Origin of the sequence: Kineococcus sp. NPDC059986 (genome assembly GCF_040702905.1) — a bacterium.
In the GTDB taxonomy this organism is placed as follows: Bacteria; Actinomycetota; Actinomycetes; order Actinomycetales; family Kineococcaceae; genus Kineococcus.
Genome location: NZ_JBFBND010000019.1, coordinates 25,584 through 40,379, shown reverse-complemented (window position 1 = coordinate 40,379; position 14,796 = coordinate 25,584). Strand labels below are relative to the sequence as shown.

At 75.2% G+C, this 14,796-nt stretch carries 17 protein-coding genes; 8 read left to right on the top strand and 9 right to left on the bottom strand.

Going from position 1 to position 14,796, the window contains the following annotated elements:
• The first annotated feature begins 10 nt into the window (after positions 1-10).
• Positions 11-1,243, top strand: coding sequence for a PAS domain S-box protein (locus AB0637_RS15160; RefSeq protein ID WP_366173272.1), 1,233 nt, complete (start codon positions 11-13; stop codon positions 1,241-1,243).
• Positions 1,244-1,251: 8 nt separating this feature from the next.
• On the opposite strand, the gene AB0637_RS15155 is transcribed toward AB0637_RS15160, so the two are convergent.
• Positions 1,252-3,021 carry an ABC transporter ATP-binding protein gene (locus tag AB0637_RS15155; protein WP_366173323.1) on the bottom strand — a complete coding sequence of 590 codons (1,770 nt, stop codon included), beginning with the start codon at positions 3,019-3,021 and terminating at the stop codon, positions 1,252-1,254.
• 121 nt (positions 3,022-3,142) lie between these two features.
• Here AB0637_RS15155 and AB0637_RS15150 point away from each other — a divergent pair, with 121 nt between their 5' ends.
• The 4 genes from AB0637_RS15150 (at position 3,143) to AB0637_RS15135 (ending at position 7,051) form a co-directional block, all read left to right on the top strand.
• Complete coding sequence (locus tag AB0637_RS15150) at positions 3,143-3,580, top strand: MarR family transcriptional regulator (protein WP_366173271.1); 438 nt, start codon at positions 3,143-3,145, stop codon at positions 3,578-3,580.
• An 86-nt stretch (positions 3,581-3,666) separates the two neighbouring features.
• Positions 3,667-5,700, top strand: a complete 2,034-nt coding sequence (locus AB0637_RS15145; protein ID WP_366173270.1) for a SpoIIE family protein phosphatase — start codon at positions 3,667-3,669, stop codon at positions 5,698-5,700.
• A gap of 26 nt (positions 5,701-5,726) precedes the next feature.
• Positions 5,727-6,185, top strand: a complete 459-nt coding sequence (locus AB0637_RS15140) for a hypothetical protein (protein ID WP_366173268.1) — start codon at positions 5,727-5,729, stop codon at positions 6,183-6,185.
• A complete protein-coding gene (locus AB0637_RS15135) occupies positions 6,182-7,051 on the top strand; it encodes a hypothetical protein (protein WP_366173267.1) in 870 nt (289 codons plus the stop codon). The genes AB0637_RS15140 and AB0637_RS15135 overlap by 4 nt, the downstream gene beginning before the upstream one ends.
• Here the strand turns inward: AB0637_RS15135 and AB0637_RS15130 are convergent.
• A complete protein-coding gene (locus tag AB0637_RS15130) occupies positions 7,011-7,454 on the bottom strand; it encodes a GNAT family N-acetyltransferase (protein ID WP_366173266.1) in 444 nt (147 codons plus the stop codon). The two genes, AB0637_RS15135 and AB0637_RS15130, sit on opposite strands and share 41 nt — an antisense overlap.
• Before the next feature lie 22 nt (positions 7,455-7,476).
• On the opposite strand from AB0637_RS15130, the gene AB0637_RS15125 reads away from it, so the two are divergent.
• Positions 7,477-7,980 (top strand): hypothetical protein, encoded by a 504-nt coding sequence (locus AB0637_RS15125; RefSeq protein WP_366173265.1) that lies wholly within the window; start codon positions 7,477-7,479, stop codon positions 7,978-7,980.
• Positions 7,981-8,062: 82 nt separating this feature from the next.
• The gene (locus tag AB0637_RS15120; RefSeq protein WP_366173264.1) at positions 8,063-8,905 is read left to right on the top strand and encodes a DUF4241 domain-containing protein; all 843 of its coding nucleotides are present in this window, start codon (positions 8,063-8,065) and stop codon (positions 8,903-8,905) included.
• On the opposite strand, the gene AB0637_RS15115 is transcribed toward AB0637_RS15120, so the two are convergent.
• The 7 genes from AB0637_RS15115 to AB0637_RS15085 form a co-directional block, all read right to left on the bottom strand.
• The gene (locus AB0637_RS15115; RefSeq protein ID WP_366173262.1) at positions 8,863-9,360 is read right to left on the bottom strand and encodes a MarR family transcriptional regulator; all 498 of its coding nucleotides are present in this window, start codon (positions 9,358-9,360) and stop codon (positions 8,863-8,865) included. The two genes, AB0637_RS15120 and AB0637_RS15115, sit on opposite strands and share 43 nt — an antisense overlap.
• Entirely contained in the window at positions 9,357-10,322 is a 966-nt protein-coding gene (gene pip, locus AB0637_RS15110; RefSeq protein WP_366173261.1) for a prolyl aminopeptidase, read from the bottom strand. Before pip ends, AB0637_RS15115 begins: the two co-directional genes overlap by 4 nt.
• Positions 10,323-10,359: 37 nt before the next feature.
• Entirely contained in the window at positions 10,360-10,863 is a 504-nt protein-coding gene (locus AB0637_RS15105; RefSeq protein WP_366173260.1) for a putative immunity protein, read from the bottom strand.
• Positions 10,860-11,351, bottom strand: coding sequence for a hypothetical protein (locus tag AB0637_RS15100; RefSeq protein ID WP_366173259.1), 492 nt, complete (start codon positions 11,349-11,351; stop codon positions 10,860-10,862). The genes AB0637_RS15105 and AB0637_RS15100 overlap by 4 nt, the downstream gene beginning before the upstream one ends.
• Positions 11,348-12,148 (bottom strand): PHP domain-containing protein, encoded by an 801-nt coding sequence (locus AB0637_RS15095; protein ID WP_366173258.1) that lies wholly within the window; start codon positions 12,146-12,148, stop codon positions 11,348-11,350. The genes AB0637_RS15100 and AB0637_RS15095 overlap by 4 nt, the downstream gene beginning before the upstream one ends.
• A gap of 63 nt (positions 12,149-12,211) precedes the next feature.
• On the bottom strand, positions 12,212-12,772 hold the full coding sequence (locus AB0637_RS15090; RefSeq protein WP_366173257.1) for a nucleotidyl transferase AbiEii/AbiGii toxin family protein: 561 nt from the start codon (positions 12,770-12,772) through the stop codon (positions 12,212-12,214).
• 41 nt (positions 12,773-12,813) lie between these two features.
• A complete protein-coding gene (locus AB0637_RS15085) occupies positions 12,814-13,662 on the bottom strand; it encodes a helix-turn-helix transcriptional regulator (protein ID WP_366173256.1) in 849 nt (282 codons plus the stop codon).
• A 143-nt stretch (positions 13,663-13,805) separates the two neighbouring features.
• Here AB0637_RS15085 and AB0637_RS15080 point away from each other — a divergent pair, with 143 nt between their 5' ends.
• Positions 13,806-14,555, top strand: a complete 750-nt coding sequence (locus AB0637_RS15080) for an SDR family NAD(P)-dependent oxidoreductase (RefSeq protein WP_366173255.1) — start codon at positions 13,806-13,808, stop codon at positions 14,553-14,555.
• The last annotated feature ends 241 nt before the right edge of the window (positions 14,556-14,796 follow it).

Below are 14,796 nucleotides of genomic sequence, written 5' to 3'. Positions count from 1 at the left end.
GGGTGGAGCGGTGCAGCTCGATGCGCAGGACGTCGCGACCGCGAGGTTCCTGGACGGCTTCCCCGACCCCACCTGGTCGGTGGACGCGACCGGGCGCCTGAGCGCCTGGAACCGGGCCGCCGTCACCGTCTTCGGCCTGTCCGCGGCCACCGTCCTCGGCCGCTTCCCCCAGGAGGTCCTCGGCGAGGTCCCCACCGTCGACGGCCCCGTCGACCTGCGCGACGCCCAGGGCCGGCGGGTCGGCGGCGCGGCGGTCGTCTGGGCCGACGGCGACCTCGTCCACACCTCCGTGCGCGTCTGCCGGGGTGACGTCGGCTCCCGGAGCCGCCGGCTCCTCGAGGACCTGCTCGAGCACGTCGGGGACGCCGTCGTCGTCGTCGACGCGGCGGGCACCGTCGAGCTGCTCAACAAGGGCGCCGAGCGGTTGTACGGCGTGCGCGCCGAGGACCTCGTGGGCCGGCACGCGCGCGGGCTGTGGCAGGACGAGGAGGTCGAGGAGTACCTCGAGGCCGTGCGCCGCGAACTCGTCGCCGGGCGCACCTGGTCGGGCGTGGAGGTGGAGTTCGTCACCCACGGAGGCCGGTCCCTCGTCGTGGAGTCGGCCGCGACCGCGCTCCACGACGCCCACGGCGGGTACGCCGGCGCCGTCCTCGTGGGGCGCGACGTCACCCCCGTGCGGGAGCTGGAGCAGTCGTTGCGCGCCGCCACCCGCGCCCTGCGCGACCGGGCGACGCAGATGGCCAAGGCCACCCACCGCGACGCCCTCACGGGGGTCGCCGCGCGCAGCCTCCTGCAGGAGCGGCTGTCCGCGGCCCTCGGCGCGTCCGCCGACGGGGACGAACCGGTGTGCGTCCTGGCCGCCGACCTCGACGGCTTCCGCGCCGTCAACGACTCCTACGGCCTGGCCGCCGGTGACGCGCTGCTCATCGCCTTCGCCGCCCACCTGCGCTCGGCGCTGCCGCCGAGCGCGACCGCCGGCCGGCTCGGCGCGGACGAGTTCGCGGTCGTCCTGCCGGGCACCGACGAGGTGCAGGCGGAACGCATCGCCGACGTCGTCCGGGCGTGGACGCCGCCGACCCCGCTGCCGGGGCGCGGGCGCCGGGCCGACGACCGCCGGGTGGGCGTGACCGTCGGCGTGGTGCGGGCCACCCCGGTCGAGTGCCGCTCCCCCTTCGACACGGGGGTGCGGTCGGTGCTGGAGCGGGTCGAGGAGGACGTGCGGGCGCAGAAGAACGCCCGCTGACCCCCGGCTCAGGGCAGCCGCCCGGCCTCCACGCGCTCGGCGTCGGCGGCCACGAGCTCGGCGTACCGGCCGCCGGCGTCCAGCAGCTCGGTGTGCGTCCCGCGTTCGACGACCCGGCCGTGGTCCAGCACGACGATCTGGTCGGCGTCGCGGACGGTGGACAGCCGGTGGGCGATGGTGATCGTCGTCCGGCCCGCGGACAGCTCGGCGAGGGCCGCGGCCATGGCCCGCTCGGTGCGGGTGTCCAGCGCCGACGTCGCCTCGTCGAGCAGCAGCACCGGAGGGTCGCGCAACACCGTGCGGGCCAGGGCGATGCGCTGCTTCTCCCCGCCCGAGAACCGGTAGCCGCGTTCGCCGACGACGGTGTCGAAGCCCTGCGGGAGCGCGTCGAGGACGCCCTCGACCTGGGCGATCCGCGCGGCCCGGCGCAGTTCGGAGTCCGTCGCGTCGGGTTTGGCGAAGCGCAGGTTGTCGGCGACGGAGGCGTGCAGCAGGAAGGTCTCCTGCGTCACCACGCCGACGGCGTCGGACAGGGACCGGGCCGTCAGGTCCCGGACGTCGACGCCGTCGAGGCGCACCGCCCCCGCGTCGACGTCGTACAGCCGGGCCAGCAGGTAGCCGAGCGTCGTCTTGCCGGACCCGGTGGCGCCGACGACCGCGAGCGACGTCCCGGCGGGCACGTCGAGGCTCACGTCGGCCACGGTCGGCGCGTCGGCCCCCGGGTAGCCGAAGGTGACACCGTCGAAGCGGACGTGCCCACGCGGTCGCGGCAGGGCGCGGGCGTCGGGACGCTCCTCCACCTCCACGGGGGTGTCGAGGTACTCGAAGACGCGGCTGAAGAGCGCCATCGAGGCGTGCAGCCGGACGACGATGCGCAGCAGCGCGCCCAGGGGACGGAACAGCTGTCCCTGCAGGGTCACGAGCGCGACGAGCGTGCCGATGCTCAGCGCCGTCCCGGTGCCCCGGATCCACCCGCCGAGCAGGTAGGTGAGGGCGGGGACGGCGGCCATCGTCAACGTGATGAGCGACCACTGCCAGCGACCGGCCATCTCCGAGCCGACCTCGAGGCGGGCGACGTCGTCGGACTGGGCGGTGAAGCGCTCGACGACCTCAGGGGTGCGGCCGGTCGTGCGCGTCAGCAGGATCCCCGAGATCGACAGGGTCTCCTCGACGGTCGCGGACATCTCGGCGAGCTGACGCTGCCGTTGCGCGGTGATGCGCCGCCGCAGCCGTCCCACGCGCCGGTTCAGCCAGACCGAGAAGGGAAGGACGCAGAAGGAGAACAGGGCCAGCCGCCAGTCCAGCGCGAGCATCGCCACGACCGTCACCACGACGGTGGCGAGGTTCTGGACGAAGTCGGCGCCGGTGCTCGTGACGACGGTCTGCATGGCGCCGATGTCGTTGGCGATGCGGGACTGCACCTCGCCCGTGCGGGTCCGGGCGAAGAAGCCCAGGGACATCCGCTGCAGGTGGGAGTAGAGCGAGGTCCGCAGGCCGTGCATGACGGCCTGCCCGACGCGCGTGGTCAGCAGGCCCTGCACGACGTCGAGGGCCGTGCCGACGGCGACGATGCCGATGAGCCCGGCGGCCAGCCAGGCGAGCAGCCGGACGTCGCCCCGGGGCAGGGCGACGTCGACGACCTCGCGGATGAGGAACGGCGAGGCCACGCCGGTCACGGCCGAGAAGGCGATGAGGACGCCGACGACGGCCAGCGTCCGGGTGTGCGGGTGGAACAACCGCAGCACGCGCCCGACCTCGTCGCGGCGGGGGCGGTCCAGGCCGGTCGTGTCGGTCTTCCCCGGCCGGAAGGGGTCGCGTTCGGGGTCTCCCCGCACGAGCTCACCTCTTTCTTGTGGTCACCTCACAGTGAGGTTACCTCAACAACGGTAGGGTGCGGGAGTGGACGACCTCGACGGGGACCTGCTGGAGACGCTGCGCTCGGTGCAGTGGCGGCTGCGGCGCAGCGCCCACGGCGACGTCGAGGACCTCGGCATCACGCCGGCCCAGGGGCGCGTGCTGCGCGTCGTCGGCCGGTGCGAGGAACCGCCCCGGATGGGGGAGGTCGCGGTGCGGCTGCACATCGCCCCCCGCTCCCTGACCGACCTCGTCGACCCCCTCGAACAGGCCGGGCTGCTGCGCCGCACGCCCGACCCCGGGAACCGCCGCTCGGTCCTCCTGGAGCTGACCGGCCCCGGGACGGCCGTCCTCGAGGAGCTGCGACGGCGCTCGCGGGCGACGGCCACCCGTGCGTTGCGCGTGCTGGAGGAGGACGACCGCCAGCAGCTCCTCGAGCTCCTTCGCCGTGTCGAGGGGGCCCTGGGCGACCCCGTCCTCTGAGACCCCCCTCACCCTGAGGAGCGCCCCGACTACAGTCGGCTCAACGCGTGGGTCCTCGCCGTCGAGACGTGAAGGAGGTGGCGAGCGTGCTGGAGCCCGTGGGGCCGGCCCCCGCCCGTCACACCCTCGACGAGGTCCGGCTGGGCCTCGCCCTCGAGGCGGCCCGCGTCGCGCTCTTCGACTACGACCTGCTCACCGGTGAGCTGAGCGCCGACGAGCGGTTGGCACTGCTCCTCGGGGAGCCGGCCGAGGCGACGGCGACCGGGTTCGCGGACCGCTTCGCCGACCTCGTCGGACCCGAGGAGACCCGGCGGTTCCGCGACGCGGTCACCCGGGCGGTCGCGACGGCGGCCCCGTTCCACGTGGAACTGCGCGTGCGGCCGCGCGGTGACCGGCCGGCGTGGGTCGGGGTCCGCGGTCGGGTCGTCACCGAGGGTGCGCGGCCCGTCCGGCTGCTCGGGGTCGTGCACGACACCACCGCCGACCACGTCGTCGACGCCGCCAGCGCGCTGGAGTCCCTGCCCGCGGCCTACTACGCCCTCGACCACGGCGGGCTGCTGCGCGCCGTCAACGCCGAGGCCGAGCGGCTCGCGGGTCGCTCGCGCGCCGACCTCCTCGGTCGGCCCTGGGGCGACGTCTTCCCGCTGGCCTCGGGGTCCGAGGCCGACCGCGTCCTGCAGGCCGTCGAACGGACCGGGCGCGCCGAGACCGTCGAGCTGCTGCACCCCGAGCCGCTCTCGCTGTGGTGCGAGCTGCGCGCCTGGCCCGACGGCGACGGCACGAGCGTCCTGCTGCTGCCTTCCACGGCACGCCGCGAGGCGGAGGAGGCCGCGCACCGGGCGCGCACGCAGGTCCAGGTGCTGACCCGGGTGGGGGCGCACCTGTCCGGGACGCTGGACGCCGAGACCGCCGTGGCCCGGTTCTCGGACATCCTCGTGCCGGTCCTGGGGGACTGGTGCATCGTCTCGGTCGTCGAGGGCCAGTCGACGCTGCGCGACGTCGGCTGCCGGCACGCCGACCCCACCCGCCAGGACCTGCTCGAGTCCTACCGCTCCCACCGCATGCGCGCCCTCACCGAGCGCAACCCCGCGGGTCCGCCCTTCATCCTCCAGGCCGTCCGCACCGGCCGTCCCGTCACGATGCCCGTCCCGGCGGTCCGGGCGATGGAGGACCTCGTCGGTCCCGGGGCCGCGCGCGAGGAGGCCACCGCCCTGGACGCCGAGCACGTCGTCGTCCTGCCGTTGCGGGCCCGCGGCCGCACGGTGGGCCTCGTGACCCTCGCGCGCGACCACGGCCGCCGCCCGTTCGACCCCGAGGACCTCGCGACGATCTCCGGGGTCGCCGAGCGGGGCGCGCTGGCCCTCGACACCGCCCGTCTGTACGGACAGCAGCAGCGCATCGCCGAGGGTCTGCAGCGCGACCTGCTGACCCCGCCGGCGCAGTCCCCGCACTGGCAGACGGCCGTCCGCTACCGCCCCGCCGCCCGGGCCGTCCAGGTGGGGGGCGACTGGTACGACGCCTTCCACCAGCCGGACGGGACGACGACCCTCGTCATCGGCGACGTCGTGGGCCACGACACCGCCGCGGCGGCCGCCATGGGTCAGCTGCGGAACCTGTTGCGCGGCATCGCCTTCGCAGCACCGGACGGTCCCGCGGCGCTGCTCCGCCGCCTTGACGCGGCCATGGCCGGGCTCGGCCTCGGCACCCTCGCGACCGTCCTCGTGGGCCGGCTGGACCCCCGCCCGGACGGGGTGGTCCTGGAGTTCTCCAGCGCCGGTCACCCCGCCCCCGTCGTGCTGGGCCGCAACGGCGTCGCCGTCCCCCTCGTCGTCGCCGAGGGCAGCGAGGGCCCGGACCTGCTCCTGGGCATCGACCCGACGACCACCCGCCACGAGGGCGAGGTCGTCCTGCGGCCCGGCGACACCGTCCTCTTCCACACCGACGGCCTCGTCGAACGGCGTGACCAGAGCCTCGACGAGGGCACGGCCCTGCTCCTGGACGCCGTCTCCCGGCACGCCGGACTCGACCTCGAAGGGCTGTGCGACGCCGTCCTCGACGACCTGCTGCCTCCCCGCCCCGAGGACGACGTGGCCGTCGTGGCGGTTCGCACCCGCAGCTGACCGCCCGTCGGCCAGAATCACCGACTGTGAGCACCACGGCGCCCGGCGACCTGTCCCCCCGTTCCGTCGCCTGGCGCGTGGCGGCCCTCGGCGCCGGGGTCGCCGTCCTGCTGGGCGGTCAGCTCGCCGACACCAACGACTGGTTCCCGCTCGGCTCGCTGTCCCAGTACGCCACCCCGCGTCCGGCGGACGGCAGCGTCGTCTCGACCTCCCTGGAGGGCACGACGGTCGACGGCCGCACCGTCCCGGTGCCCTTGAGCCCCGCCGCGGTCGGGCTCTCGCGCGCCGAGCTGGAGGGGCAGGGGCAGCGGATCATCGCCGACCCGGCCCTGCTCGGGGACATCGCCCGGTCCCGGGCGGCCCTGCACCCGGGGGCCGACCGGTTGCGGCAGCTGCGGCTCGTCCGCAGCGAGCAGCAGATGCGCGACGCCCGGCTCGTCGGCCCGACCGAGGTCCGCGTCCTCGCCACCTGGACCGCGTCGTGAGCGCCGCCGACGGCCGGGTGCTGCGCTTCCTCGTCCCCGCCCTGCCCGTGGCGCGCGTCGCGTGGCTGCGCGTCGTGCTCGGCGCGTTCGCGCTGGTGGACGCCCTGTTCATCACGAACCACGTCTTCGAGCACGTGCACGTCGGCGCCTTCTGGCGCCCCACGCTCGTCGGCCGGGTCCTGCACTGGCCGCCGCCCACGACGCTCACGGCCTCCCTCGCGCTCGCCGCGATGGTCCTGGGGCTCGTGCTGACCGTGCCCCGGCGCACCCGCTACCTGGCGGGGTGGCTGAGCTCGCTGGGCTACCTGTCCTGGGTGCTGTGGTCGATGGGCTTCGGGTACGTCGCCCACGACCACATGGCGATCGTCGTCGGCATGGTCGTCCTGCTCACCGCCGGCCGCGCCGACTTCGACGACCAGCACCCGAGCCGCGCCGCCGGCTGGGCCCTGCGGTGCGTTCAGGTGGCGACCGTCATGACCTACACGGGGTCGGCGGTCAGCAAGTGCGTGCGCAGCGGGACGCCCTGGGACTGGGCCAACGGCGCGGTCACCGTCTGGGCCGTCACCCGGCGCGGGTCGACGCTCGGCGACTGGGTCGGCCGGTTCCCGGCGTTCCTCGTCGCCGTGCAGTGGACGGTGCTCGTCTGCGAGTTCCTCGCCCCCGTCGCGCTGTGGCTGCGCGGGAAGAAGCTGTACGTCGCGGTCGGGGCCGCGATGCTCTTCCACCTCTCGACCTACCTGACCCTCGGCATCCACTTCCTCCCGACCGTCGTGTGCTGGGCGGCCTTCCTGCCCCTCGAACGCCTCGGGGCCCGCCGGCGCCGGGTCACCCGGGCGGCACAGCAGCCCGTGCCGGAGTCCGTCTGAGCACGCGCCGGCGGTCCCCGGACCCGTCCGGCCCGACGACCCCGACCCGGCGGTAGCCCAGCCGTTCGTACAGGGCCAGCGCCCGGTCGTTCCCGGCGTCCACCTCGATCTCGGTGACGCCCGCGCCGCGCCCGTGGGCGCACGTCTCCAGGGCCTGGACGAGCGACGTCCCCAGCCCGCGCGAACGGTGGTCCGGATCGACGAGCAGCAGGAACAGCACCCCGGCGCCCGGTCGCGCGACGTGGTCGACGGCGCCCACCCCCACCACCCGTCCCTCGACGACGGCCACGAGCACGTCCACGGCCGCACCCCGCTCGAGCTCGTCGGCGGCGCGGGACCCCAGGACCGCGAGCGCCGGCAGGTCCCCGGCCCGCAGGGGTCGCAACCGTGGTGCACCGCTCACGCGGCGACGGTAGACACGTCGGGTGCCCCGCCGCCCCCTGGTCCTCACCGGCGGTCCCGCCGTGGGCAAGACGACGACGGGCCGGACGCTGGCCGCCGCCCGCCCCGCCGCGGCGTTCATCGACCTCGACGACGTGCGGCAGTTCGTCGTCGCCGGTCACGCCCCGGTGTGGGAGCCCGACGGTCCGCGGCAGACGGCGCTCGCCGTCCGCAGCGCGTGCGCCGTCGCGCGGAACCTGCTGGCCGAGGGCTTCGACGTCGTCCTCGCCGACGTCCTCGACCCGGGCACCGCGGCGGCCTACCGCGCGGAGCTGCCCGGCGTCCTCCTCGTCCACCTGCGCGTCCCGTTCGTCGAGGCGTCGCGTCGTGCCGCCACCCGCCCGGTCTGGCTGACGGAGGAGGAGTTCGCCTGGCTGCACCGTCGCGACGCCGCCGACCCGCCGGCCGTCGACGTGCGGTTGGACGTGGGCGGGATGGACCTGCCTGCTCAGGTCGCCGCTGTCGAGGAGGTGTGGGGGCGGGGCTGACGCCGTGTGGACGCCGGTGCTCCGACCGGGTGGTCGCCCCTCGTCGCCACCCCGTGGACGGCCCCGCGTGCTGTCCTGAGCCGTGCGTCCCGGTCCCGCCCTGCTCTCCCTCCTGCTCCTCGTCGGGTGCGCGGCCCCCGGTGCGGCACCCGCGCCCGAGCCCCCGAGCAGCTCCCCGAGCACTCCCGCGCGCGTCCCCGTCGTCGCCTTCCGCGCCTGCGCGGGGGACGGACCACCGCCGGGCAGCACCCACCTGGCACCCCCGGTGACCCTGTCGTTCCCGGACGGGCCGGAGCTGACGGGACCGGTGCGCCTCGAGCACGCGGTGACCCTGCACCTGCCCACCGGCTCCCTGTTCGGCGGTCCCGGCGCGGACGCCGTCTGGGCGTCGTCGACGTCCGGGGCCGACCCGTTCGCCGTGGCCGACGGGCCGGTCGACGCCGACGTCACCGTGGCGGTCTGGGACCCGGGTGACGGGGGCCGGGTCGCCTGGCTGGAGCTGTCGTTCGCGGACACCGCGGTCGTGCGCTGGGTCTCGGTCCGCGCGCTGGACATCGTCACCGACGGTGGTGACGGCGGCTTCTGGTCCGCGGTCGCACCGCCCGTCGACATCGACCCGGACGGCACCCTCCCGCCCGGGGAGCTCGGCACGGTCTTCGACGCGTACCTGGCCGCCGCCTACCCGGCCGGCGGACCGGCGCCCCACTGCCTGGTCCGTGCGACCGACGGCGTCGAGGACGGGGTCGTCTTCTCCACCGGCATCGGCGACGGCGGCTACCCCACCTACACGGGCTACGACGCCGACGGCCGCGTCGTGTCCGTCCTCAGCGACGGCGGGATGCCGTGGGAGACGGCCGGGGTGAGCGGCGGCCTGCCCGTGGGCTACGTCCCGCTGGACGACGGGTCCGACGGCGCGACCGCCTGAACCGCACCCATCCGCTCCCGCAGCGAGCGCCGGTCCAACGCGGCTTCGGCCAGCGTCAGCAGCTCCGCCAGCGGCATCGGCAGTTCCGCGTCGAGGTCGGCGACGGCGGCCTCCGTCGTGCGCCACTCCCGCTCCACGACGGGGAGGAGGTCGCGCGCGCTGGCGGTGAGGTCGACGACGCGTTCCCGGCCGTCGGCGCCCCGTGCCGCCTGCAGCCAGCCGTCGCGCCGCATCTGCGCGACCGTCTGGCTCGCGGCGGAGTGCGTCACCCCGGTCGCCTCGGCGACCCCGCGGATCGTCAGCGGCCCGTGGGCCAGGACGGCCCGCACGACGGGGGAGTACCGCGGGCGGTGCCCCTCCAGACCCAGCTCGGCGCCCAGGTCGGCGACGTCGCGCTCCAGCCGGTCGAGCAGCCGCCGCAGCTGCGTCCCCAGCCCTGTGACCTGCGCGGTCACGGTGCGGCGGCGAAGCGGTCGGCGGCCGCGGTCACCGGGGCGAGGAACGCGTCCCCGCCGTGTCCGCCGTCCTCGACGACGACGAGTTCGCTGCCCGGCCACGCGCGGTGCAGGTTCCATGCGATGTCGAGGGGGCTGGAGACGTCGAGGCGGCCGTGGACGAGGACGCCCGGGATCCCGGCGAGCCGTCCCGCACCGGCGACGAGGTCACCGCCCGGGGCGAGGTCGGCGAGGAACCCGGCCGCCGCGAAGTAGTGCGTCACGAGCCGGGCGAAGGCCAGCCGGAACGCCGGGTCCTCGTACCGCGGGTTCGGCTGGTGGCCGGGGACGAGGGAGACGTGGACGTCCTCCCACGTGCACCAGGCCCGGGCGGCGTCGGCACGGACGGCCGGATCGGGGTCGTGCAGGAGGCGTGCGTACGCCGCGGCGAGGTCCCCGTGCCGTTCGGCCGGCGGGACGGCGTCGCGGAACGCCTCCCACTCGTGGGGGAAGACCCGCCCGACGGCGCGGGTGATCCACTCGACCTCCCGCCGCGTCGTCGTGGCGACCGAGAACAGGACGAGCGCGCGGACGCGGTCGGGGTGCCGCTGCGCGTAGGCGAGCCCGAGGGTGCTGCCCCACGACGCGCCGAGGACGACCCAGCGCTCGACGCCGAGGTGCTCGCGGAGCCGTTCGACGTCGGCCAGCAGGTTCGGGGTGGTGTTGGCGGACAGGTCGACGACGTCGTCCGACGCCCGCGGGGTGCTCTCCCCGCAGTTGCGCTGGTCGAACTGGACGATGCGGTAGCGCGCCGGGTCCAGGAACCGCCGCCATCCCGGGGTGGCGCGGCCGCCCGGGCCGCCGTGCAGGACGACGACCGGCGTCCCGACGGGGTCGCCGCTCACCCACCACGCGACGCGGTGGCCGTCGCCGACGTCGAGGAGTCCCTGCGCGTGCGGGGTGCCTTCGGGGTGGCCGGTCACGGGACCTCCTGGTGCAACAGTGCTGTTGCATCGAAGCCTAGCGGCCGAAGACGCCCCAGCAGATCGCATCCCGCTGCTCCTGGTCCTCCAGGACGAGCGCCCGCACGGCGGCCGGCAGCCGGTCCCGTTGCCGCTCCCGCTCCGCCCGTCCCGCCGCGACGCCCGCGTCGGCGGCGACGGCCTTGATCGCGTACGCGGCGGCGCCGAGGTCGTGCTCGGCGACGTGGGCGACGCACGCGGCCTGCCCCGCGGCGTAGGCGGCGAACCGGGCCGCCCCGCGCAGCGGACGCGCGGCTCCCATCGCGTGCCCGCCGAGCGCCCGGCACTGCATCATCGGCAGCGACCCGCGGGTCCAGGCGCCGACGGCCTCGACGGCCTGCCGCGGTCGAGGGTCGTCCGGGCGCTCGCGCTCGAACAGGTCGAGCACGTGCTCGGCGCAGTCGGCGGCCCAGAGGGCCAGCAGGTGGTGGTCGGCGTCGATCAGCGTGCCCCCGCGGCGGACCGTGACGAGGCGCGGGTCGCGGACGGCGGGCAGGATCACGGGACGGCCAACCGCCGCACGTCACCGACGTGGTGCAGCGCCCCGTGCCGGTTCCGCAGCGCGATGTCGTGGGCCGAGAGGTCCCCGTGCCGCGCGTGCCGCACCGCGACCCCGCGGGCGTGGGCTTCGCGGACGACGTCGCACCACTCCTCCGTCGCCCGCCGGACCGCCCACAGCGCCGCGCCGGGCCCGAACGAGCCGTACCGCCGCGCCGCCGCCAGTTCGTCGGCGTCGTGGCCCGCGGGGACGGCCGCGTCGCCCGCGAGCGCCGCGACGAGGCGCTCGGACCAGGACCGCAGCGTGTCGGCGACGTGCACGGTGTACTCCGTCCCGGACCACCCGCTCGTCGGGGGACCCGCGAGCGGCAGCAAGAGCGCGAACTCCCACGGCACCCGCGCGACGTCCTCGACGGCGCGCTCGAACCCGACGACCCACGACGTGCCGCACTCCCGGCACGGGTCGCCGTGGACGTCCTCCCACCAGGTCACGACCGCACCCAGGGGTCCTGCGGGCGGCGGGCCGGGGCGAACCCCACCGACGCCGCGACGGTCCCCGCCTCGGCCAGGCCGTGCCCGACCGCACCGGGGTGGTGCGCGTCGCTGCCGAACGTCAGCCGTTCGCCCCCCTCCTGCACCCACCACCGCAGGACGGTCGGGTGCAACGGGATCCGGGTGTTGTACTCCAGGCACCGCCCGGTCACCGCGAGCGCCCGCAGCGCCGTGCGCAGCTCCTCCTCGAACTCCGCCGGGTCGAACTCCCCCGGCCAGCTGCGGACCGGGTAGTCCAGGTGCGCGAACGTGTCGAAGTCCGCCGTCGCCATCCGGCACACCTCGGCGAGGTAGTCGCGGAACACGTCGGCCGCGGGCCGCTGCTCGAACAGCAGCCAGGGTTCGGCGTACGCCTCCCCGTCCCACAGGCAGTGCAGCGATCCCACGACGCGGTCGACGGGTGTCAGCGCGGCGAGTTCCGCGGCGTGCAGGTGCGGCTGCCCGACCTCCCGGCCGCTGAGGACGACGAGGTCGGTGAACTCGGCGCGGCACCGTTCCAGGCTCTCGCGGTAGGCGTCCGCGTCCGGCAGCGGCGCTCGCAGGATCCCGTCGACGACGAACTCCCCGTGCTCCCGCTCGAGGAACCCCGCGCGGAACGGGGTGACGTCGACGTGCTCGGTGAACGCCACCGACGGCAGCCCCAGCTCGACCGCGCGGGCGCACGTCTCCCGCATCGCGCCGACGTTCCGCGCGTCCCAGGAGAACTGGCTGTGCACGTGACCGTCGGCTGGCAGCACCCCGCCAGCCTGTCAGCCGTCACGCAGCAGCGCGAGAGGCGTGCTCGACGGCGACCGGGAACGTCACGGCCGGTGGTCGGTGGACGAGGGTCGGTCTGCTGCGCGCACGGCTCGTCCCCACATCTCGCCGACCTCGCGGGCCGCGACAGCGGCCGACACCTGGACGCGCCCCTGGTGGGCCAGGGCTGCAGTCCACGCGTCCTCGGACGGGGGCGGGACGAAGGCCGGGAGGGATCCGCCTGTCGGTCCGAGGCGCCTCTGCAGGTGTACCGCCTCGGGAGTGAAGCCGCCGACCACCCCGAGAGCCCACAGGTCGTAGAGGTCCCTGGGGCTCCTCCTGTCGTGCCACGCGCTCAGCTTGCTGACGACGAACCCGGCCGTGCTCAGGCTCGTGAGCGAGGCCGGCGGGGCGTCGGAGTAGCGCTGGTGGAGCCGACGGACCTGGAGGGGCCAACGGGGGTAGCGCGATCCGGGCAGGAGCTGGAAGCGCACGTTCACGCGCCCGATCGACGCCACGGCCGGCTCGACGGCGTCGACGTCCGCGAGGCTGGGTCCGAGCCAGGAGAACCCGCCGTGGGTGCGTCGCAGTCGCCGTCGCAGCACCCCCTCGATGCGTTCCGCCACCTCCCGTCGAGGAACGGACGTGACCAGGTCGACGTCCTCGCTCAGAGGGTGCCGGCGGCCCAGGAACGGTGGCCGATGACCGAGAGGAGCTTCAGCTTGTCGTAGCTCTCGCTGCCGGGCCGCGCGGTCAGAACGATGAGGCTCTGGGCGCGGTTCTCCACGTAGAGGTACTCGCAGTCCAGGTCGATCTGCCCCAGTTCGGGGTGCACGAAGGAGCGTCGGTCCTCGTAGCGCTGCGTGACCTCCTGCCGCTTCCAGAACTCCCGGAACTCCTGGCTCCGCCCCTGCAGCTCGTCGACGATGCGGGCCGCGGTCTGCCGGTCGCTGCCCGCGGTCACGGCGGCTCGGAGCCGGGCGACGTGCGTGCGTCCGAGCTGCACGTGGTCGGCGGCCGCGTAGTGCGCGCGTTCCTGCGGATCCACGAACCAGCGGTAGTAGGCGCTGCGCGCGAGACCCGTGTGCCGGCTCTTGTCGGTCGTCAGGGCCACGTTCAGCGCGTTCTGCGCCAGCACCGCGGCCAGGTCGTCGACGACGAGTGCGGGGCTGTCGTCCAGTCGGTCGAGGACGCGGAGCAGCGTCGGGCTCACGTGCTCGGACCGGAGGTGGCGCGCGGGAACGCCGTGACCCACGAGGGTGAACAGGTGGTCCCGTTCGTCGAGGGTCAGGCGCAGGGCCCTGGCCAGCGCCGCGACCATCGGCACCGACGGCTGCGGGCTGCGCTGCTGCTCCAGCCGTGCGTAGTAGTCGGTCGACATGCCCGCCAGCGCCGCGACCTCCTCGCGTCGCAGACCCTTCGTCCGCCGTCGGGTACCGGCCGGGAGTCCGACGTCACCCGGTTGCAGGGTCTCGCGCCGACTCCACAGGAAGTCCGCGAGGTCCTTCTGGTGCATGACCTCAGGCTAGGTCGCCTCCCGGTCCCCGACCAGGGACCGCCGATCCCTGGACGGGCGGTCTCTTCACCACCGGTCGGACCGTTCCTACGGTCGAGGTGTCGGTGGGAACCACCGGGACGATCGACCAGAGGACGTGCGCGATGAAGGCCACCGGCAACACCCTGCTCATCACCGGAGGAACGGCCGGCATCGGTCTGGGGATGGCCCTGCGGTTCTGGGCGGCCGGCAACCGGGTCGTGGTCGCCGGCCGCCGCGAGGACGTGCTGGACCGGATCGCGGCCGACCACCCGGGTCTGGGAACGGTCGTCCTGGACGTCACCGATCCCGTGTCGATCGCCCGTGCCGCCCGGACCCTGGCCGAGACCCACCCCGAGCTGAACGTCCTCGTCAACAACGCGGGCGTCATGGCGCAGGAGGACCTGCTCGACGCCTCGTCCGTGTCCGTCGCCGAAGCGCACGTCACGACCAACCTGCTCGGGCCGGTCCGCACGACGTACGCGTTCCTGCCGCAGCTGCTGAGGAACGACGACCCGGTGGTCGTGAACGTCACCTCCGCCCTGGGTTTCGTGCCGTGGGCGGCGACCCCGACCTACAGCGCGACCAAGGCGGCCCTGCACTCCTTCACCCAGAGCCTGCGGGTCCAGCTGGCCGACCGGTCGGTGCAGGTGGTCGAGGTGGTGCCGCCGGCGGTCCGCACCACCCTGATGGGCCAGCAGGACGACCCGGACGCGATGCCGCTCGAGGAGTTCCTGGACGAGGCGCTGGGGCTGCTGCACTCCGACCGGGACGTCGAGGAGGTGGTGGTCCGGCGGGCCGAGTTCGCCCGCTACGCCGAGGCCACGGGCACCCACCGGCAGGTCCTGGCGATGTTGAGCGGGGTGACGAGGTGACCGTCCGGCGGGGAGGGACCCACCACGCCCCTCAAGACGCAGTGTCGGCAAGAGGGTTCGTGCGAGGGCCGTCCCGCCGATGAAGACCAGGTCGCCACTGCCGTCACCGGCCCCCGGCAGGTCCGCGAGCGCCGCGAGGACGTGACTGATGGCGTGGTCCCGCGAGACCTGTTCCGGGTCGGCGCCGAACTGGGTCGCGCACTCCTCGAGCTCCTCGCGGAGCGGGGAACGCGGCCTTGTC

Coding starts and splice junctions, on each gene's coding strand:
- AB0637_RS15085 (WP_366173256.1), bottom strand. CDS start 13,662: ATGCACCAGAAGGACCTCGCGGACTTCCTGTGGAGTCGGCGCGAGACC.
- AB0637_RS15080 (WP_366173255.1), top strand. CDS start 13,806: ATGAAGGCCACCGGCAACACCCTGCTCATCACCGGAGGAACGGCCGGC.